Here is an 18,072-nt window from a genome sequence, read left to right on the forward strand (position 1 = left end):
AAGTTCATATGACCAATCACCGCGCCGCGCAATGATGCGGTGTCTCTCGGCGTTAAGTCGGCGTTAACCATGCGTAGGCCAGGCTGGGATATGCGCTATCTCATACTCTTTCTTGCTGTTGCGTTCCTGTCCTCTTGCAACACCGCAGGCCCCCATTTCCGGGGCCTGCCCGCCACCACGGTCACCATCGACGGCTCGACCTTCGATGTGCGCGTGAACGGCAAACTGGCCGAGGCGATCCGCACCAATGTGCAATACGCCCCCCGCTTTGGCCCGATCAAGGCGCGCGCCGCCAAGGCGATGGAGATGGTCAGCGGCTGCGAGGTCAAGGAAGTACGCGGGGATCAGGCGCAGGCGACGGGTATCCTCAAATGCGGCAAGGAAGAGCCGGTGATCGACCGTCTGAAACCGCAGGGCGAATATGATTGCCTGACGATTGACAGCTACATCAGCCCGGCGACAAACGAACTGGTGCTCGACCTCGATTGCACGCTGATTTGAGCCGGTGAATCGCAATATCTTGTGGATAACCGCCGCTTTACCCCTGTGCGTGGTATGTGGGCGTTGACTCCTGCCCCTGACCGCGTCCACGATTGCCGCCTAGGCAGACTCAACGCGGCAGGCAGCATTTGCGCTTTTCCAAACTCAGGCTGACGGGGTTCAAATCCTTTGTCGATCCGACCGATCTGATCATCGCGGACGGTCTGACAGGCGTGGTTGGGCCAAATGGGTGCGGCAAGTCGAACCTGCTCGAAGCGCTGCGCTGGGTGATGGGCGAAAACCGCCCCACGGCGATGCGCGGCGGCGGGATGGAGGATGTGATCTTTGCCGGGGCTGCCACCAGACCGGCCCGCAACTTTGCCGAGGTCAGCCTGCATATCGACAACTCCGAACGGCTGGCGCCCGCCGGGTTCAACGACACCGACGCGCTCGAGATTGTGCGCCGGATCACCCGCGATGTGGGCAGCGCCTACAAGGCCGCGGGCAAGGATGTGCGCGCCCGCGATGTTCAGATGCTGTTTGCGGATGCGTCCACCGGCGCGCATTCCCCTGCGCTGGTCCGGCAGGGTCAGATCGCCGAGTTGATCAACGCAAAACCCAAGAACCGCCGTCGCATTCTGGAAGAAGCGGCGGGCATCTCGGGTCTCTACCAGCGCCGCCATGAGGCCGAGTTGAAACTGAAAGGCGCCGAGCAGAACCTGTCGCGCGTCGATGACGTGATCGAACAACTGGCCGCGCAACTGGCACAACTCGCGCGTCAGGCCCGGCAGGCAGCGCGCTATCGCGAGATCGGCGAACACCTGCGCCGTGCCGAGGGGCAGTTGCTCTACCGTCGCTGGCGCGAGGCGGACGAGGCGCGCGCCAATGCGGATGAGGAGTTGCGTGCCCGCACCACTGCCGCCGCACAGGCCGAAGGTGCCGTACAGGTCAGCGCGAAGGCGCGGCAGGGGGCCGAGGATGCCTTGCCCGCCCTGCGCGAGGAAGAGGCGATTGCCGCCGCCGTCTTGCAGCGCCTCGCCGTGCAGCGCGATACGCTCAGCGATCAGGAACGCCAGGCCGCCCAAACCATCGAAACCCTGACCGGGCGCATCGCGCAACTGGCCCGTGACATTGAACGCGAGGGCGGGTTGAACCGCGACGCGGGCGAAACGATCGAGCGGCTGGAGTGGGAAGCGGCCGAGATTGCCAAGGCGAGCGAGGGCCATCAGGACCTACTGGACGCCGCCGCTGCGGCCTCACGCGAGGCCGGGCAGGTCTTGCAGGCCCGAGAATCCGATCAGTCGGACAAGACCGAGGATGTGGCGCGTCTCGCCGCCCGCCACGGCTCTGCCCAGCGTCTGCTCGAAGACAGCCGCAAGGTTGAACAACGCTCCGAAACCGAAGCGACCAAGGCGCGTGATGCAGTGGCCGCCAGTCAGGCCGCGCTGGACAAGGCAGGCGTGGATTTCGAGGCCGCGCAGGCCGCGACCACGACCGCAGAGGCGACAGCCCTGCGCGCGGACGAGACCCTCATCGCCGCCGAAGAGGCACGCGCCGAAACCCAAGCGCGCGAGGCCGATGCCCGCGCCGAACGCTCCGAAGCCGAGGGCGAGATGAACGCCCTGCGCGCCGAGGCGGGCGCACTGGCCAAGCTGGTGGAACGCGACACGGCAGAAGGGGGCCAGATCCTCGACCGCCTTCAGGTTCAGCAGGGTTTTGAAAAGGCTCTGGGGGCGGCTCTGGCCGACGATCTGCGCGCCCCCGAGGTCGAGGAAGACGGCCCCTCCGGCTGGGCCATCCTGCCGCCTTACGCCGAGGATCAGCCCTTGCCCGGCGGCGTCACGCCCCTGACCCAACACGTTTCAGTTCCGGATGTGCTCGTGCGGCGGATGAGCCAGATCGGCCTCTGTGACCCAGAGGATGCCGCGCGCTTGCAGCCCCTGTTGCAACCCGGTCAGCGCCTCGTGTCCCCCGAGGGGGATCTATGGCGCTGGGACGGTTTCCGCGCCTGGGCCGAGGATGCGCCAAGCGCGGCTGCCTTGCGCCTGCAACAGCTCAACCGGTTGGAAGAGTTGAAACAATCGCTGGAACGGGCAACCGCCCGCGCCGAGGGCGCGCGCCAAGCACACGAGGCCCTGCATGCCCGCATGGGGGAACTGGCCGAGGCCGACAAAAAGGCGCGCCATGCCCGTCGCGAGGCTGATCGTATGGTCGCCGATGCCGCCCGCGCACTCAGCCGGGCCGAAGCGGATCGCAACCTTGCCCAAGGGCGGCTCGAATCCCTCGGCCTCGCCGTCACCCGGCACGAGGAAGACGCGATGGCCGCCCGTGCCCGCGTGTCCGAGGCCGAAACCGCGCTGGCCGACCTGCCCGATCTGGACGCCGCCCGCGCCGAGGTCGAAGATTTGCGCATGACGGTCGAGGCCGCGCGGATCACCATGATGTCGCGCCGTTCCGCCCATGACGATCTGCGCCGCACGGGCGAGGCGCGCACCAAACGCGCCCAAGAGATCACGAAGGAAATCAGCGGCTGGAAACACCGGCTCGAAACGGCGGAGAAACGCAGCGCCGAACTGGTCGAGCGCAAGGCCGAGTCCGAAGTGGAGTTGAAGACCGCACAGGCCGCTCCCGCCGAGTTGGCCGCCAAGCGCGCTGCCCTAAGCGAAGAGATCACCCGCGCAGAGGCACGCAAGGCAGAAGCCAGCAACGTGCTGTCCGAGGCCGAAGGACGCTTGCGCGACGCCACCCTGGCCGAGCGTGAGGCCGAGCGGTTGGCCTCCGAAGCCCGCGAGGCCCGCGCACGGTCCGAAGCGCGGGCAGAGGCGGCGCGCGAGACCGTCGCCTATGCTGCCGAGCGCATCGCGGACGAGCAGCAGATGACGCCCAACCAGTTACTGACCGCGCTGGACGTAACGCCAGATGCGATCCCTGGTGCCGATGCCCTCGAGGCCGATGTGAACCGCCTCAAACGTCAGCGCGACGCCTTGGGCGCGGTGAACCTGCGGGCCGAGGAAGACGCCAAGGAGGTGCAGGTCGAGCACGACACACTCGTGAACGAAAAGGCCGACCTCGAGGAAGCGATCAAGACCCTGCGCAGCGGCATCGCCTCGCTGAACCGCGAGGGTCGCGAGCGTCTGCTTACCGCGTTCGAGCAGGTCAATTCCAACTTCTCCCTGTTGTTCACGCACCTTTTCGGGGGTGGCGAGGCGAACCTCGTAATGGTGGAAAGCGAGGATCCCCTCGAGGCAGGCCTCGAGATCATGTGCCAGCCGCCGGGCAAGAAGCTGTCGACCCTCAGTCTGTTGTCGGGGGGCGAACAGACGCTGACGGCCATGGCGCTGATCTTTGCCGTGTTCCTCGCCAACCCGGCCCCGATCTGCGTGCTCGACGAGGTCGACGCGCCGCTCGACGATGCCAACGTGACGCGGTTCTGCGATCTGCTGGATGAGATGTGCCGCCGCACTGACACCCGCTTCCTCATCATCACGCACCACGCCGTGACGATGGCGCGCATGGACCGGCTGTTCGGGGTGACGATGGCCGAACAGGGGGTCAGCCAGCTTGTGTCGGTCGACCTCAAGAAGGCCGAAACACTCGTTGCGTGATCGCGCCGCCAGCGTCACAACGCATTCAATTTGAATTAATCTTTCGCCCATATCTCGGTTGTGCGGTCCCCAATGGGCCGCGCGAGGAGGTGAGTGCACTGACAGATAGGAATTATCGGAAATGGATGATGGCGATTGCCATAGCGACGCTTGCGATTGGCATCATCCGGCTCTGGATCGGGCTATAGCCTGAAAAAGAGTGACCCGGCAGAGTTACCGCTCTGCCGGGTCGTTTGTTCGGTGCGTGCACTGAACGGAACTATCGGTGGCCTGAATATAATCCAAACCTTACCAAATTACAAACGTCACAACCGCCCCAGCAGGGCGGGCGTTGGCCAGGCATCGGCAGGCAGGCCCAACCGTTTCTGCTCTGCCTGCACGGCCGCGCGGGTGCCCGACCCGAGGATGCCGTCGATCTTGCCCACATTGTACCCGCGCGCCTGTAGCTTGGTTTGCAGCTGTTTCATCTGGTTCACACCTAGGCCCGTATCAGGATTTCCAGCGTTGTAGACCGGCGCCCCCGCCAGACGTGTGGCAAAGTAGGCGGCCGTCAGCACATAGGTAAACGACTGATTCCATTCGAAATAAACGTTGAAGTTCGGATAGGCAAGAAAGGCGGGCCCCTTGTGCCCTTGCGGCAGGATCAGTGACGCAGGCAGGTTGGCCAACTGCCCGTTACGCGCCCGCACCCCCAGCTTTTGCCAGTCCGACGGGCTTAGTGTCTTGCCGACACCGCTCAGCGACCAGTCCATGGATGCGGGCACGGTCACTTCCTGCAACCAGGGCTCGCCCGCGCGCCAGCCGAGGTGCTGAAGCATCTTGCCGCCCGACATCAGCGCATCGGGGGCCGAGGATTTGAGGCGCACAGCCCCGTCACCATCCCCGTCCACGCCGTTGATCAAAATGTCGGCGGGCAGCATCTGCACCATCCCGATTTCTCCGGCCCAGGCCCCGGTCGTGCGGCGCGGATCAAACCCGCCTTGGGCAAAAAGCTCCATCGCGGCAAAGACTTGGGGGCGAAACAGTGCGGGGCGGCGACAGTCATGGGCGAGGGTGGCAAGCGCATTGGCGGTGTTGAAATTGCCCTGAAAGGCGCCGTAATCCGTCTCGAACGCCCAGAACGCCAACAGCACATGACGATCAAGGCCATAACGCGCCTCGATCTGGTTGAACACCGACGCGTATTGGCGGGCCTTTGCGCGCCCGGCATCAATGCGGTTCTGGGAAATCAAACGGCGGGAAAAGTCGATGAAGGGGCGCTGAAACACGCCTTGGGCGCGGTCTGCCTTCAGCACGGCGGGGTCCTGACGCACGCTGGCCAGAAAGGCATCTGCGGTTGCGGGTGCGATGCCCTTTGACACGGCTTCCGACTTCAACCCGGCCTTGAAGTTTGAAAAAGACCCCCGCATTGTGCAGCAACCAGTGCCGGTGCGGCACACATGGCCGCCGTCGCCGCGATCCGCGTCAGAATACCCATAACAAAACTCCCAAAACCAATATGGCCCCCAGGGCCAGTCTCCATGCCTTCCACACGATTGCGATGGCCGCGTCAATGTCGCCGGGTGTCAGCGTGCGCCGACCGCCAGCATTCACCCAGGCCAGATCCTTGATCTGGCCGTCATAGCTGCGCGGCCCGGCCAGTGCGATGTTCAGCGATTGGGCCATGGCCGCCTCTGGCCAGCCCGCGTTGGGCGAGCGGTGAAGGGCGGCATCCGCGCCAATTGCGCGCCACCGGTCCAGCGATCCACCTGCAAGGGCCAACAGACCCGCAGACAGGCGAGCGGGCACCCAGTTCAGCGCATCATCCGTGCGCGCAGCGGCCCAACCAAAGGCCGCATAGCGAGGGGAGAGGTAGCCTATCATGCTGTCAGCCGTGTTCACCGCCTTGTAGATCAGGATGCCGGGCAGGCCCGCGACCAGAAACCAGAAGGCGGGGGCAATCACGCCGTCGCTAAAATTCTCGGATAGGCTCTCGATGGCCGACCGGGCCGTGGCCGAAGGGGTGGACTGTGACACATCGCGACTGACGATCATGGCCACGGCGCGCTGCCCGGCCTTTGGGGACAACCGCAAGCCTGCGCCGACCGCTGCGACGTGATCGACCAGAGATCGCTGGGCCAACAGAATGCCAGCCAGCACGAGCGACACGATCGCGCCAAGCTGGGCCAGCAGCCAGCCAATGCCCCCCGCAACGATCACGAGGATGGCCAGGATCAAGACGCCCTTTGCCCGCGCAAATGGCGCGCGGTTCAAGGTCTGATCCAATGTCCGCACCATGCGCCCCATCAACACGGCAGGATGGGGCAGACGATCCCACAGCCAGCGCGGCTCGCCCAAGGCCGCATCAAGGCACAGGGCCAACGCCAGTATCATCGCGCCTGTCAAAACGCGCGCTCCAGCTGCGGCCAATCATCTGGCGCAGGCAAGCCGATGCGCAACCAATCGGATGCGTATGGAAAGACACGACTCCACACGCGCTGCCGTGCAAGGCGATCCTGCCATGCCGCGGCATCCTCCACACGGTAGAGGCGAAACAGGGAAGTTCCCCCGATCACCTCGGCCCCATTGCCACCAAACAGATCATCGAGCCGCGCGGCATCCGCGGTCAGCCGGTGCCGCGTCCGCTCTGCCCATGCCGTATCCTCCAGCGCCACTGCCCCCACATGTGTGGCGATCCCTGACACGGGCCAAGGGCCCAGCATCTCTGTCAGCCGCGCGATCAGTGCCGGGTCACCGATCACAAAACCAAGGCGCAGACCCGCCAGCCCCCAGAACTTGCCAAAGCTTTTCAGGATCAATGTACCGGGACGCGTGGCGTGCTGGATCAGGCTGTGCTCCGGGGCGATGTCGCAAAAACTCTCATCGACGATGGTGAGGGGGCCTTGCAGATCGTCTGGCGTCCACAGTTTTCCGTCCGGGTTGTTCGGATGAACAAGCACCTGAGCGTCAGAAACCCCCTCGGTCTGAACACGCCAGCCCTGCGCGGCAAAACTGGCGGCGTGCTCATTATAGGTCGGGGCGGGAACGGTGACGGTGCCCGCGGCTGCAAGGCGGGGAATCTGTGCAATCAGCGCGGATGCACCGGGTGCCGCCAGCACCGCAGCCCCCTCGGGCACGGACCAGAAGCGGCGCGCAGCCGCGGTGAGGCGATCAGCGGCATCACGGTCCGGCAAATCGGTCCAGGCGCCGGTCGGCAAAGGGGGCATAGGGTAGGGAACCGGATTGATTCCGGTCGACAGATCGATCCAATCGCTGCGCATGCCACCATACTCGGCCACTGCCGCATCAAGCCCGCCGCCATGATCTCGTTTTTCTGACAAGTGCAAGTCTCCTGCGTCCCGAGTGCCTGTATCGGCGGCTTTGCGCCCGCTGAAAGCGGATTATTGCGCGGTTTTCAAGCCATCGGGCTGGTGTTAAGAAGTTTTCGAAACCATTAACCCTTTGTTAACGTGTTGAGCACATCTACCAAAACAGGGAGCCGTGTTGGGCTGGCTCGGAGCGACTATGGATGTTTTGATTGTAGAAAGCAGGCCGGAATTGGGTCTGGTTTGGAAACGCCACCTTGAACGACAGGGATATGGCGTGACCCAGGTGCGCAATCAGGATGACGCTGTCGATTATCTCGCCAATGCAAGCGCCGACATCATTGTGTTGGACCTTGTGCTGGAACAGGGCAGCGCGCTTGCCGTCGCCGATTTTGCCAGTTTCCGTCATCCGGCCGCGCGGGTCATCTTCGTGACCGACACGTCCTTTTTCTCGGACGGGTCAATCTTCAATCATGCCAGCAATGCCTGCGCCTTCGTGCCCGCAGGCACCCCACCCGAAGACCTCGCCGCGATGGTGGAACACTACGGCGTCAACTGATCCCGATTGTGGGCTGCGTCCCAGTCGATCTGCGGATTGATCGGGATAATGCGGTGCGGATTGATGCTTTCGTGGCTGTAGTGATAGTGGCGCACGATGTGATCCATGTTCACCGTCTCTGCCACTCCCGGCACCTGGTACAACTCACGCGTATAGGCCCAGAGGTTGGGGTAATCCACCAATCGCCTGCGGTTGCATTTGAAGTGCAGGTGATAGACTGGATCAAACCGCACCAGTGTCGTGAACAACCGCCAGTCCGCCTCGGTGATCGTGTCGCCCATCAGGTAGCGATGTGTGCTCAGGCGCTCTCCCAACCAATCCATCGTGTCAAACAGCGGGTTCACGGCAGCGTCATAGGCGTCTTGCGTAGTGGCGAAACCTGACTTGTAGACCCCGTTGTTGAACGTGTCATAGATCCGGTCGTTGATCGGCACGATGGCATCGCGCAGATGCTCCGGCCAATACGTATCCGTATTGCCGGTCACGGCGTCAAAGGCGGAATCGAACATGCGGATGATTTCCGAGCTTTCGTTGCTCACAATCGTTTCGCGCTGTTTGTCCCACAGGATCGGCACCGTGACACGGCCGGAAAATGTCGGATCAGCCTTGGTATAGATGTCGCGCGCAAAGGGTAGATGATAAAGCGTATCACCCGTTGCGCCATTGGTATCCGTATCGAACGTCCAGCCATCTTTCAGCATGTCGGGATGCACGGCAGAGATGCCGATGTGATCGGCCAACCCCTTGAGGTGGCGAAAGATCAGCGTGCGATGCGCCCAGGGGCATGCGTAAGAGACATAGAGGTGATAGCGCCCGCTTTCCGCCTTGAACCCGTCCGTGCCCGACGGCCCGGCGCTGCCATCTGGCGTGATCCAGTTGCGGAACTTGGCTTGGCTGCGCTCGAACTTTCCGCCGCTGGATTTGGTGTCATACCACTGGTCGTGCCAGACGCCATCAATCAACAGGCCCATCATGTCTCTCCTATTCGCGTTGCCCAGCAAAGTAAGCCATCAGCCCCATGCTGCAATTGCAGCGTCCCGCGCACCTGCCCTGCATCGGCGCACATGCGCAGAGTCACGCGAAAGCCACAGCGCGCAAGAGTCATGAAAAACCTACAGAATTAACTGGAAAGAAATCACCGCAGTCTCATGTTGAGCTTGGGGAAAAAAGGAACGACCGCCATGACGACCTTTGTACCGAAAGAAGTGCAGGCAGGACTCGACAGCGCCCGCTTGCAATCGCTGAAATCGGCGTCGCGCCTGCGCCTGTCAGCGGATGGCAAGACCTATCCGGTGCTGCGCATGTGGAAGACGGGGTTTTCCCTGATGTCCGACACGGCACCCAACCTGCGCGGATTTGTCGACCTTTATGACGGTGCGATCCACTTGTTCCAGTGCCTGATCGTGGCCTCGGATGAGGAAGGCGGCGAAATGCGGTTTGAATTCAAGCGGTTGACGGCGGTGTCCAGCACGGCCCCGCTTGATTTTGAGCGCAGCGAACACGCGCCCGTCGCCCTGATCGAAGCGCCCCTGTAACCTTTACAGATCGCAGCGCGTGCCTATCGCGCCCGGCAATTCGCGATAGGGAACAAAACCCATCGCGGCGTAATAGGCCTGTGCGCCGACATTGTCCGCGGCGATGGTCGCATCAATGCTGCGCAAGCCATACGATACCGCATGTTTGCGACTTTCCGCAAACAAAGCGCGGCCGATACCTTGCCCGGCGGTATGATCCGCCACATAGGTCCCGATGATGCCCCACCCGGCAGGCAGGTCATAGGCGTTGTCTGCCCGCGCAACCTTGAGTGATTGAAACCCGATGATCGTGCCGCTGCCATCTACGGCAACGGCGCAGGATATCCTGTCGGGATAGTCTACATACCGTGCCCGCACATGGTCAGGATCAGACCGCCTGTCACTGCCCCAGCGTGTCAGGATGGGGGCGAGCACCGCGCACATCCCTGCAACATCAGCTTCTGTGGCTTGACGAATTTGCACCTATTGCAGGTCGCTGAACGCGGTTGCCAACCGCTCGACCGCCTCCTGCACCCGCGCGCGCGGCGTGGCGATGTTGAACCGCAACCAGCTCTCGCCACCGGTGCCAAAGGTGGGGCCGTGGTTCACCGCGATGCAGGCATCCTGCTCGACCCGGCGGGTGAATTCTTCGCGCGCCATGCTGGTGCCCTCGAAATCCACCCAGGACAGATAGGTGGATTCCAGCGCCATCGATTTCAGCCCCGGAATCGCGTTGACCCCTGCGTCAAACAGGCGCCGATTGCCGTCGAGGTACTGCACCAGCTCATCTGTCCATGCGGCACCGTCTGGTGAGTAGGCCGCCGTGGCCATGAACAGCCCGAACGAGTTGGGCGACAGACCCAGCCCCGCCATCCGAGCCGCAAACTTCGCGCGCAGATCGGGGTCGGCGATGATCACGTTGCCCGAGTGCGACCCGGCAATGTTGAACGTCTTGGTGGTGGCCGTCATCATGATCAGCCGATCCTCGATCCCGTCGATATGGGTCATGGGGATGTGGGTGTGCCCAGGCATCACCAGATCGTGGTGAATCTCGTCTGACACCAGGATCAGCTCGTGCCGCTTGGCAAAGGCGGCGACCGCCTGCAACTCGGCCTTGGTCCAGACACGGCCCCCCGGATTGTGGGGCGAACACAGGATGACCATCCGCTCGCTCCCGTCCATCTGCGCGTCATAGGCGTCGAAATCCATCTCGTAGCGGCCATCGGCCTGCACCATCTCGCATTCAACCACGCGCCGGCCATTCGCTTTGATGACCTTGGCAAAGGCGTGGTAAACGGGCGTGAACAGCACCACGCCGTCGCCGGGCTGCGTGAACGTGTCCACACACAACGCCGTGCCGTTGACCAGCCCATGGGTGGTAAAGATGTGGTCGGCCTCGACCTGCCAGCCATGACGCTCGGCCATCCACCACTGGATCGCGGCACGGTATTTGCTGTCATCGCCAAAGTAACCGATGATCCCGTGATCGACCTGCGCCTGCACCGCGTCCAGCACCACTTGCGGCGGACGGAAATCCATGTCCGCAACCCACATGGCCAGGCCCGTGTCGACGGGCACGCCATACAGCTTCTCCATCATGTCCCATTTCACGCAATGGCTGCCGCGGCGGTCGATGATGTCGTCAAAGCTCATGTGTCTCTCCGGTGTTGATCGCCCACACGCTAGCGTCACCCGCCCCAAGCGCAAGGGGACATTGCGACTGCCGCCCTCATGTCTTAAATCGAAGGCATGAAACGCCAAATCATCCTGCACCCTGACCCGCGGCTCAAGAAAAACGCGGCCCCCGTCGCCGACCTGTCGGACGAATTGCGCGTGCTGGCCGACGACATGTTGCAGACGATGTATGACGCGCCGGGCATCGGCCTGGCCGCGCCGCAAGTGGGTCTGCTCCATCGCCTCATCGTGCTCGATTGCGTCAAGGTGGACGAGGAAAAACCGCGCCCGCTGATCATGTTCAACCCCGAGATCGTGGCATCCTCGGACACGCTCAACACCTACGAGGAAGGGTGCCTGTCGATCCCCGAGCAATTCGCCGATGTGACCCGCCCGGCCGAGGTGCAGGTGCGCTGGATCGACCGCGACGGCAACGAACAGACCGAAGGGATGGATGGCCTTTGGGCCACCTGCGTCCAGCACGAGATCGACCACCTGGATGGCAAGCTGTTCATCGACTACCTCAAGCCGCTGAAACGCCAGATGATCACCCGCAAAATGGTCAAGATGAAGCGCGAACTGGCCCGGGAAAAGGCATGAGCCTGCGGCCCATTCTGACATGGCCCGACCCCGGCTTGAGCGCGATTTGCGCCCCTGTCGCAGAAATCACACCGGCGATCCGCGATCTGGCCAATGACATGCTGGAAACTATGTATGCCGCGCCCGGACGGGGCCTCGCTGCGCCGCAAGTGGGCGAGCTTGTGCGGCTGTTCGTGATGGATCCATCGTGGAAAGACGGCAATCCGCAGCCGATGATCTGCATCAACCCCGACATTCTGGAACACAGTGATGCCGTCGCGACGGCGGGCGAGGGGTGCTTGTCGATCCCCGGCGTGACGGTCGATGTGACCCGCTCCACCTCGGTCCGCATGGTCTGGACCGACCTTGACGGCATCGTGCACGAGGCTGCGCTGCACGGTTTTGCCGCGCTATGCGCCCAGCATGAACTGGACCACCTCGATGGGCTTGTGACGTTGGACCGCGTGGATGACAGCCAGCGCGCTGCCGTGCTGGCGCAGTATAACGGGGCCGCCTGATGGCCATCCGCCCCTTTGTCATGTGGCCCGACAAGCGTCTGCGCACCCCCGCGGCCCCGGTCGACGCGATCACGGACGAGGTGCGCGCCATCTGGGCCGACATGGTCGACAGCATGGATGCGATGCCCGGCATGGGCGTTGGCCTGGCCGCACCGCAGATCGGCGTAATGCTGCAACTCGCCGTAGTAGACGTGACCCCGGATCGCAGCCGTCGCATCCTGCTGGCCAATCCCGAAATCCTCTCCGCCGCGCCCGAGGTCGAAAAGGGGACCGAGGCCAGCCCCTGCCTGCCCGGTGTGGACGCTGAAATCGCCCGCCCCAAAACCGTCTCCGTCCGGTTTCTGAACGCCGATGGCGCCGTCGACCGGCGCGATTTCATTGACCTTGAGGCGCGATCCGTCCAGCACCAGATCGACCACTTGGCGGGTCGGATGTATTTCGACAATCTCGGCCGGGTCAAACGCGACATGCTGCTGCGCCGCGCGAAAAAGGCCAAGTGACATGCGCTTGATCTTCATGGGCACGCCCGATTTCTCCGTCTCCGCCCTCGACGCGCTGCACGCCGCAGGGCACGACATCGCCTGCGTCTATTCCCAACCCCCACGCCCTGCCGGACGGGGCAAGAAAGACAGGCCAAGCCCCGTGCAGGCCCGCGCCGAGGCGCTGGGATTGCCCGTGCGCCACCCCGTCTCGCTACGCAACGCCGAGGCGCAGGCCGAATTTGCCGCGCTCAATGCCGACATCGCCGTCGTGGTGGCCTACGGGCTGATCTTGCCGCAACCGATCCTTGATGCACCGACCCACGGCTGCCTCAACATCCACGCCAGCCTGCTGCCCCGTTGGCGCGGGGCAGCGCCAATCCACCGCGCGATCATGGCCGGGGATGGCGAGACCGGCATATGCATCATGCAGATGGAGGCGGGGCTGGACACCGGCCCCGTCCTCATGCGCGCCGCTACCCCGATCGGGGACACCGAAACCACCGCCGCGCTGCACGACAGGCTGGCAGTGATGGGCGGAAATCTGATCGTCAACACGCTCGCCAATCTGCCCGACCTCACACCGCAGCCCCAGCTCGAAGAGGGCGTGACCTACGCCCACAAGATCGACAAGGCCGAGGCCGCCATCGACTGGACCAAACCGGCGAGCGAGGTCGACCGCCAGATCCGCGGCCTTTCGCCCTTTCCCGGCGCGTGGTTCGAACGGGACGGGGTGCGGATCAAGGTGCTGGGATCAGAGCGTGCCCAAGGCACCGGCACCCCCGGCACCGTGCTCGATGACACGCTCACAGTGGCCTGCGGTGACGGGGCCGTCCGCCTGACCCGCTTGCAACGCGCGGGCAAAGGCGCGCAGGATGCCGACATCTTTCTGCGCGGCATGCCTCTGCCGCCCGGCACCAAACTCTGAACAAGGAGCCGCGCCATGTTTCCCACCCTCATCGGCACCGTCGTGATCGCAGGCATCGTGGGCTATGCCTCGGAAAAGTCGGGCTTTACCCGCAACGGCTTCCTGCAATCAATCATCATCTGCATCGGCGGCGCATTCCTGTTCTACTTCGTGCGGCTGATGTTCGGGTTTGGCTTCTCCAGCCCGGGGCTCAACGCCATCGCCTCCTCTATCGGGGCGCTGATCATCGTCCCCACGCACTGGCGCAAACGATAAACGATCCCGCGTTTCCCCGGGGCCGCCTACCGCGTGTGAAATGAAGCGGGGCTGTCTCAGAACAGCTTTTTCAGGATCAGCTTCTTCTTCAGGTGATGCTTGCTGACGTGCTTTTTCTTCTTTGGCGCGTGGTACTTGTAGCTGTGATGCTTGTGGGCATGGTGCTTGTGCGCCTTGTGCTTCTTCACCTTCAGTTTGAAATTCGCCGGGATAACCTCGGCCACCTCGGTGTCGGCGCTAGCCCAGTACACATTCGCACTGGCCGGGCCAAAGGTGGTCAGCGTGACGGCAGTGGCCATGGCAGCGATCAAAAGCGGGGTCTTTGCAATCATCAGTTTCATCTTGTCATCTCCTGTTGCGGGTCTGTGTCCTGCGGCGGGGTGCCGTTCGTCTTGGGGAACAGATAGCAAAAACAGGCTGTAACAATAAGGGACCAAACGGTCACAAACTGTCATGGAAACGGTAGGGTTGCGTGAGGTTTCGCGCGTCAACGCCAAGAGAAGTGAAATGAAATCAGTGACTTAAGGACACAAGACTCTGTAACATTTGACGTGAGCACAGCAGCGCAAAACGGCAAAACACGCACTTTGCCCCTGCGTCACTTGCCCTTGAACGGTGCCATCCCGGCGCGCGCCAGCTCATCCGCGCGCTCATTCTCGGCGTGCCCGGCATGGCCCTTGACCCATTTCCAGGTCACGTCATGGCGCGCTTGGGCCTCGTCCAGACGCATCCACAGGTCGGCATTGGCCACCGGCTTCTTGGCTGCATTCTTCCAGCCGTTGCGCTTCCAGCCATGGATCCAGCTGGTGATGCCGTTCTTGACGTAGTTGCTGTCGGTCACGACCGTGATGCGCGACGGCTTGTCCAGCGCCTCCAGGGCCGAGATTGCGGCCATCAGCTCCATCTTGTTGTTGGTGGTCTGCGCCTCGCCACCTTTCAACTCGCGTTCCTTGACGATCGTGCCGCCATCCATGGCGCGCAACAGCGCCCCCCAGCCCCCGGGGCCGGGATTGCCGGAACAGGCGCCATCGGTATAGGCGAACAGCTCAGGCACGCGCTTGTAGCACGATAAACGGGGCAACCTCGCCCGACAGCCCGGCCTCTTCGCCGGTATGCTTGGTTTCGACGGTGAACCCGGTGTCCGTCAGCAGGGCCAGCAACGCCTCTTCGCTCATGTAGAAGTACATACGCCCGATGCTGTCGCGCGCCTCGCCCGTCCCCAGCTTGGTGCCGAAATGGAACAACCCTCCCGGTTTCAGCGCCCGCGCGATGGCGGCAAACTGATCAGGCCAGTCCGCCAGCGGCGTGTGCAACATGGAAAAGTTCGACCAGATACCATCGTAAACCGCGACCGCGTCCAGGTCGCCATAACCGGCCTGACGGGTCTGCACACCGGAATAGGTGGCGGCCAAGGCGATCATTTCGGGCACTGGATCCCAGGCATGCGCCTCGATCCCTGCCGCGGCCATCACACCGGCGGCAAAGCCGGGGCCGCAGCCGATATCCAGCGCCACACCGCCTTCGGGCAGGTCCGCGACAAAGCGTTTGAGCATCGGCTTGTCCGCTTCGGTCTTGACCATATCGGCGTATTCCTGCGCCTTGGCGGCATAGACGGACAGGGTTTCAGCATCGCTCATCAGATCACCGTTATGCTCAGGCAGGCCACCACGATGGCCGTCAACAGAATGCGCAGGGACATCCACCAACGCGGTGTCAGCCCCCAGCGGGCAAAGGCAAAATCAAGCATCAACAGCCCGATAAAGCCAAAGATCAGATTCGTCGCCGCCCCCGTGGGCCCGCCCCCGGTCATGAAAAAGGCCCAGAGCGCCGGGATCACCGACAGCACATAGCCCGTAGCCGCCTGCGCGCCCGACGCCTTGGTGGCAAAGCCCCACAGGACGCCGGACATGAAGGCCAGGATGATCGAGCCGTAAAACAACTGCACATAAGGTCCGATGAAACGCGGCCCCAGCGATTGCAGCCCCCAGGTCGCCAGATCATCGCTCAGCACCGTGGCCGCACCCCAGACGAATGGGATCAGGCCGGCAAGGCCAAGGAACAGGGGGGCGCGGGGAATGGTGCTCATAACTCGGCGATCAGTGTTGCGATGCGTTTGGTGCGGGTGTCGGCCCTTTTGGCCGTGTTGACAAGATGCAAACGCCCGCGCTGCTGCCCGGGCGACAACGCCGCCCAATCCGCACTCCGCCCGGCAGCACGCAAGGCGGCCATCACATCCTCGGGCATCTCTACCAGATCGGGATCCACCGCGCGGATGCGTGCATCGAACGGCGCGCCGACCTCCAGCCCGCTGTCGCGCAGAAACGCCTTGCCGGTATAGACAAACACGCCGTTGATCACCGGTGCTTTGGTCAGGGCAAGGTTGATGGGGAAATCGCCAAACTCACCCTCGATGCGTTTGGTGCCTTCGGGCAGGGCGGCGACCACCTCATCGGGCAGGGGCAGGATGGTGTACGTGTTCTTGCCCCACTCCATGGGCGCGATCACACCTTCGAAATAAACCCAATCGTCGGTCATGCACGCTCAAGCGCGAGGCGCCCGGCAAGGGCGGCAAATATCGCGGCAAAGCTGCGCGACAGCCAGCGCATCACCGCGTCCGATCCCAATATCCATTGGCGCGCCGCAGCGGCAAAGACGCCATAGAGGACAAAGACCGCGAATGTCATGGCCATGAAGACAAGGCCCATGCCTGTCATCTCGACTGTTGCCGTGGCCGCATTGCCCGACAGGAACGGGGGCAGAAGGGCGAGGAAAAAGATCGACAGCTTGGGGTTCAGGATGTTGATCAGCGCACCCCGGCGCGCGATGCGCCAGCCCGCCTCGGCCTTGGTTTCGGACGAAATGGCCAGCGCGCCACCCTCGCGCAGGCTGCCCCAAGCGAGGTAAAGCAGATAGGCGACGCCCGCGAATTTCACGATGTTGAACAAGAGGGCCGAGGTGTGAAGGATCGCCGCCAGCCCCAGCGTGGCCGCCGCAAGGTGGGGCACGATCCCGAACGTGCAGCCCAAGGCCGCCCACAGCGCGGCACGGCGCCCCTGTCCCAGACCCAGGGCCAGAGTGTAGATGACGCCAGTGCCCGGTGCGATGACGACGACAAAGGCGGTGAGCAGAAATTGTATCGACAGGACGGCGCGCTCCTACATGTTGGGGCGCCGTTGCAAAGTTGGCGCGATCTGCAAATGATGTCCCCGCGGGGACATGATTTCAAGCCGGTTCGCGCAGCACCCGTGGCACTTTGAACTCCACGTTTTCGACGGCGGTTTCGACCATCTCGACGGTCACGTCGAACCGGTCGCGGAAGGCGTCGATGACCTCGTTGATCAGCACTTCGGGGGCCGAGGCACCTGCGGTGATGCCGACGGATGTGATGCCGTCCAGGCTGCGCCAGTCGATATCCGTGGCGCGCTGCACCAGTTGGGCATAGGCACAACCCGCGCGCGCGCCCACTTCTACCAGCCGTTTGGAGTTCGAGGAGTTCGGCGCGCCGACCACCAGCATTGCGTCGCATTTCGGGGCCATCGCCTTGACCGCCTCCTGGCGGTTGGTGGTGGCGTAACAGATGTCTTCCTTGTGCGGGCCGACAATCGCAGGAAACCGGGCATTGAGGGCGGCGACGATGTCGGCCGTGTCATCCACCGACAGCGTGGTCTGCGTGACAAAGGCCAGGCGCTCGGGGTCGCGGACCTCGACACGGGCCACATCCTCGACCGTTTCGACCAGCAGCACATCGCCCTCGGGCAACTGCCCCATGGTGCCCACGGTTTCGGGGTGGCCTGCATGGCCGATCATGATCATCTGCAGGCCGCGATCGGCGTGGCGCTGCGCCTCGATATGGACCTTGGAGACAAGCGGGCAGGTGGCGTCGACATAGATCATCTCGCGCGCCTGCGCCGCGGCGGGCACGGATTTGGGCACACCGTGGGCGGAAAAGATCACGGGGCGGTCATCCGGGCATTCCGACAGCTCTTCGACAAACACGGCGCCCTTGTCGCGTAGCCCGTCCACGACGAACTTGTTGTGCACGATCTCGTGACGCACAAAGACTGGCGCGCCCCATTTGTCGAGCGCCATTTCCACGATCTTGATCGCACGGTCCACGCCCGCGCAAAACCCGCGCGGCGCGGCCAGATAGAGGGTCAGCGGTGGCTTGGTCATGGG

At 63.3% G+C, this 18,072-nt stretch carries 21 protein-coding genes and 1 pseudogene; 9 read left to right on the top strand and 13 right to left on the bottom strand.

Annotated features, from left to right (window positions below; genetic code table 11):
- Nucleotides 1-90 precede the first annotated feature (90 nt).
- Nucleotides 91-501, top strand: a complete 411-nt coding sequence (locus ACMHLQ_RS15380) for a hypothetical protein (protein WP_415401587.1) — start codon at nucleotides 91-93, stop codon at nucleotides 499-501.
- 128 nt (nucleotides 502-629) lie between these two features.
- A complete protein-coding gene (gene smc, locus ACMHLQ_RS15385; protein WP_415401588.1) occupies nucleotides 630-4,085 on the top strand; it encodes a chromosome segregation protein SMC in 3,456 nt (1,151 codons plus the stop codon).
- A 305-nt stretch (nucleotides 4,086-4,390) separates the two neighbouring features.
- Here smc and ACMHLQ_RS15390 read toward each other — a convergent pair.
- The 3 genes and pseudogenes from ACMHLQ_RS15390 to cobD form a co-directional block, all read right to left on the bottom strand.
- A pseudogene (locus tag ACMHLQ_RS15390) lies at nucleotides 4,391-5,562 on the bottom strand (lytic murein transglycosylase).
- The gene (gene cbiB, locus ACMHLQ_RS15395) at nucleotides 5,550-6,458 is read right to left on the bottom strand and encodes an adenosylcobinamide-phosphate synthase CbiB (RefSeq protein WP_415401589.1); all 909 of its coding nucleotides are present in this window, start codon (nucleotides 6,456-6,458) and stop codon (nucleotides 5,550-5,552) included. Before cbiB ends, ACMHLQ_RS15390 begins: the two are co-directional and overlap by 13 nt.
- An 8-nt stretch (nucleotides 6,459-6,466) precedes the next feature.
- Complete coding sequence (gene cobD, locus ACMHLQ_RS15400; protein ID WP_415401590.1) at nucleotides 6,467-7,405, bottom strand: threonine-phosphate decarboxylase CobD; 939 nt, start codon at nucleotides 7,403-7,405, stop codon at nucleotides 6,467-6,469.
- Nucleotides 7,406-7,589: 184 nt separating this feature from the next.
- Here cobD and ACMHLQ_RS15405 point away from each other — a divergent pair, with 184 nt between their 5' ends.
- A complete protein-coding gene (locus tag ACMHLQ_RS15405; RefSeq protein ID WP_415401591.1) occupies nucleotides 7,590-7,949 on the top strand; it encodes a response regulator transcription factor in 360 nt (119 codons plus the stop codon).
- On the opposite strand, the gene ACMHLQ_RS15410 is transcribed toward ACMHLQ_RS15405, so the two are convergent.
- Nucleotides 7,934-8,920 (bottom strand): glutathione S-transferase family protein, encoded by a 987-nt coding sequence (locus ACMHLQ_RS15410; RefSeq protein WP_415401592.1) that lies wholly within the window; start codon nucleotides 8,918-8,920, stop codon nucleotides 7,934-7,936. The genes ACMHLQ_RS15405 and ACMHLQ_RS15410 overlap by 16 nt on opposite strands.
- 210 nt (nucleotides 8,921-9,130) lie before the next feature.
- Here ACMHLQ_RS15410 and ACMHLQ_RS15415 point away from each other — a divergent pair, with 210 nt between their 5' ends.
- Nucleotides 9,131-9,484, top strand: a complete 354-nt coding sequence (locus tag ACMHLQ_RS15415) for a hypothetical protein (RefSeq protein ID WP_415401593.1) — start codon at nucleotides 9,131-9,133, stop codon at nucleotides 9,482-9,484.
- A 3-nt stretch (nucleotides 9,485-9,487) separates the two neighbouring features.
- Here the strand turns inward: ACMHLQ_RS15415 and ACMHLQ_RS15420 are convergent, their stop codons facing one another.
- Both ACMHLQ_RS15420 and ACMHLQ_RS15425 read right to left on the bottom strand, forming a co-directional pair.
- The gene (locus ACMHLQ_RS15420; RefSeq protein ID WP_415401594.1) at nucleotides 9,488-9,907 is read right to left on the bottom strand and encodes a GNAT family N-acetyltransferase; all 420 of its coding nucleotides are present in this window, start codon (nucleotides 9,905-9,907) and stop codon (nucleotides 9,488-9,490) included.
- Nucleotides 9,908-9,946: 39 nt separating this feature from the next.
- A complete protein-coding gene (locus tag ACMHLQ_RS15425) occupies nucleotides 9,947-11,116 on the bottom strand; it encodes a MalY/PatB family protein (protein WP_415401595.1) in 1,170 nt (389 codons plus the stop codon).
- A 96-nt stretch (nucleotides 11,117-11,212) separates the two neighbouring features.
- On the opposite strand from ACMHLQ_RS15425, the gene def (ACMHLQ_RS15430) reads away from it, so the two are divergent.
- The 5 genes from def (ACMHLQ_RS15430) to ACMHLQ_RS15450 are packed head-to-tail and all read left to right on the top strand — an operon-like array spanning nucleotide 11,213 to nucleotide 13,896.
- The gene (gene def, locus ACMHLQ_RS15430) at nucleotides 11,213-11,737 is read left to right on the top strand and encodes a peptide deformylase (protein WP_415401596.1); all 525 of its coding nucleotides are present in this window, start codon (nucleotides 11,213-11,215) and stop codon (nucleotides 11,735-11,737) included.
- Nucleotides 11,734-12,234, top strand: a complete 501-nt coding sequence (def, locus tag ACMHLQ_RS15435) for a peptide deformylase (RefSeq protein WP_415401597.1) — start codon at nucleotides 11,734-11,736, stop codon at nucleotides 12,232-12,234. The genes def (ACMHLQ_RS15430) and def (ACMHLQ_RS15435) overlap by 4 nt, the downstream gene beginning before the upstream one ends.
- Nucleotides 12,234-12,734, top strand: a complete 501-nt coding sequence (gene def / locus ACMHLQ_RS15440) for a peptide deformylase (RefSeq protein ID WP_415401598.1) — start codon at nucleotides 12,234-12,236, stop codon at nucleotides 12,732-12,734. Before def (ACMHLQ_RS15435) ends, def (ACMHLQ_RS15440) begins: the two co-directional genes overlap by 1 nt.
- A gap of 1 nt (nucleotide 12,735) precedes the next feature.
- Nucleotides 12,736-13,641 (top strand): methionyl-tRNA formyltransferase, encoded by a 906-nt coding sequence (fmt, locus tag ACMHLQ_RS15445; RefSeq protein ID WP_415401599.1) that lies wholly within the window; start codon nucleotides 12,736-12,738, stop codon nucleotides 13,639-13,641.
- A gap of 15 nt (nucleotides 13,642-13,656) precedes the next feature.
- Nucleotides 13,657-13,896 carry a hypothetical protein gene (locus tag ACMHLQ_RS15450; RefSeq protein WP_415401600.1) on the top strand — a complete coding sequence of 80 codons (240 nt, stop codon included), beginning with the start codon at nucleotides 13,657-13,659 and terminating at the stop codon, nucleotides 13,894-13,896.
- A 56-nt stretch (nucleotides 13,897-13,952) separates the two neighbouring features.
- On the opposite strand, the gene ACMHLQ_RS15455 is transcribed toward ACMHLQ_RS15450, so the two are convergent.
- From ACMHLQ_RS15455 to ispH, 7 genes are all read right to left on the bottom strand, one after another.
- Nucleotides 13,953-14,237, bottom strand: coding sequence for a hypothetical protein (locus tag ACMHLQ_RS15455; RefSeq protein ID WP_415401601.1), 285 nt, complete (start codon nucleotides 14,235-14,237; stop codon nucleotides 13,953-13,955).
- Between the two features lie 257 nt (nucleotides 14,238-14,494).
- A complete protein-coding gene (gene rnhA, locus ACMHLQ_RS15460) occupies nucleotides 14,495-14,950 on the bottom strand; it encodes a ribonuclease HI (RefSeq protein ID WP_415401602.1) in 456 nt (151 codons plus the stop codon).
- Nucleotides 14,943-15,533, bottom strand: a complete 591-nt coding sequence (locus ACMHLQ_RS15465) for a methyltransferase domain-containing protein (RefSeq protein ID WP_415401603.1) — start codon at nucleotides 15,531-15,533, stop codon at nucleotides 14,943-14,945. Before ACMHLQ_RS15465 ends, rnhA begins: the two co-directional genes overlap by 8 nt.
- A complete protein-coding gene (locus tag ACMHLQ_RS15470) occupies nucleotides 15,533-15,982 on the bottom strand; it encodes a DUF3429 domain-containing protein (RefSeq protein ID WP_415401604.1) in 450 nt (149 codons plus the stop codon). The genes ACMHLQ_RS15465 and ACMHLQ_RS15470 overlap by 1 nt, the downstream gene beginning before the upstream one ends.
- Entirely contained in the window at nucleotides 15,979-16,431 is a 453-nt protein-coding gene (locus tag ACMHLQ_RS15475; RefSeq protein ID WP_415401605.1) for a YdeI/OmpD-associated family protein, read from the bottom strand. The genes ACMHLQ_RS15470 and ACMHLQ_RS15475 overlap by 4 nt, the downstream gene beginning before the upstream one ends.
- Nucleotides 16,428-17,039, bottom strand: a complete 612-nt coding sequence (locus tag ACMHLQ_RS15480; protein ID WP_415405295.1) for a LysE family translocator — start codon at nucleotides 17,037-17,039, stop codon at nucleotides 16,428-16,430. Before ACMHLQ_RS15480 ends, ACMHLQ_RS15475 begins: the two co-directional genes overlap by 4 nt.
- A 79-nt stretch (nucleotides 17,040-17,118) precedes the next feature.
- Nucleotides 17,119-18,069, bottom strand: a complete 951-nt coding sequence (ispH, locus tag ACMHLQ_RS15485; protein ID WP_415401606.1) for a 4-hydroxy-3-methylbut-2-enyl diphosphate reductase — start codon at nucleotides 18,067-18,069, stop codon at nucleotides 17,119-17,121.
- Between the last annotated feature and the right edge of the window lie 3 nt (nucleotides 18,070-18,072).

This window comes from Tateyamaria algicola, from assembly GCF_047715485.1.
Lineage (GTDB): Bacteria > Pseudomonadota > Alphaproteobacteria > Rhodobacterales > Rhodobacteraceae > Tateyamaria.

Excerpts from the sequence above, each read along its gene's own strand:
- ACMHLQ_RS15380 (WP_415401587.1), top strand. The coding sequence starts at position 91 with ATGCGCTATCTCATACTCTTTCTTGCTGTTGCGTTCCTGTCCTCTTGC.
- cbiB (WP_415401589.1), bottom strand. The coding sequence starts at position 6,458 with ATGATACTGGCGTTGGCCCTGTGCCTTGATGCGGCCTTGGGCGAGCCG.
- ACMHLQ_RS15405 (WP_415401591.1), top strand. The coding sequence starts at position 7,590 with ATGGATGTTTTGATTGTAGAAAGCAGGCCGGAATTGGGTCTGGTTTGG.
- ACMHLQ_RS15410 (WP_415401592.1), bottom strand. The coding sequence starts at position 8,920 with ATGGGCCTGTTGATTGATGGCGTCTGGCACGACCAGTGGTATGACACC.
- ACMHLQ_RS15415 (WP_415401593.1), top strand. The coding sequence starts at position 9,131 with ATGACGACCTTTGTACCGAAAGAAGTGCAGGCAGGACTCGACAGCGCC.
- ACMHLQ_RS15420 (WP_415401594.1), bottom strand. The coding sequence starts at position 9,907 with ATGTGCGCGGTGCTCGCCCCCATCCTGACACGCTGGGGCAGTGACAGG.
- ACMHLQ_RS15425 (WP_415401595.1), bottom strand. The coding sequence starts at position 11,116 with ATGAGCTTTGACGACATCATCGACCGCCGCGGCAGCCATTGCGTGAAA.
- def (WP_415401596.1), top strand. The coding sequence starts at position 11,213 with ATGAAACGCCAAATCATCCTGCACCCTGACCCGCGGCTCAAGAAAAAC.
- def (WP_415401597.1), top strand. The coding sequence starts at position 11,734 with ATGAGCCTGCGGCCCATTCTGACATGGCCCGACCCCGGCTTGAGCGCG.
- def (WP_415401598.1), top strand. The coding sequence starts at position 12,234 with ATGGCCATCCGCCCCTTTGTCATGTGGCCCGACAAGCGTCTGCGCACC.
- fmt (WP_415401599.1), top strand. The coding sequence starts at position 12,736 with ATGCGCTTGATCTTCATGGGCACGCCCGATTTCTCCGTCTCCGCCCTC.
- ACMHLQ_RS15450 (WP_415401600.1), top strand. The coding sequence starts at position 13,657 with ATGTTTCCCACCCTCATCGGCACCGTCGTGATCGCAGGCATCGTGGGC.
- ACMHLQ_RS15455 (WP_415401601.1), bottom strand. The coding sequence starts at position 14,237 with ATGAAACTGATGATTGCAAAGACCCCGCTTTTGATCGCTGCCATGGCC.
- ACMHLQ_RS15465 (WP_415401603.1), bottom strand. The coding sequence starts at position 15,533 with ATGAGCGATGCTGAAACCCTGTCCGTCTATGCCGCCAAGGCGCAGGAA.
- ACMHLQ_RS15470 (WP_415401604.1), bottom strand. The coding sequence starts at position 15,982 with ATGAGCACCATTCCCCGCGCCCCCCTGTTCCTTGGCCTTGCCGGCCTG.
- ACMHLQ_RS15475 (WP_415401605.1), bottom strand. The coding sequence starts at position 16,431 with ATGACCGACGATTGGGTTTATTTCGAAGGTGTGATCGCGCCCATGGAG.
- ispH (WP_415401606.1), bottom strand. The coding sequence starts at position 18,069 with ATGACCAAGCCACCGCTGACCCTCTATCTGGCCGCGCCGCGCGGGTTT.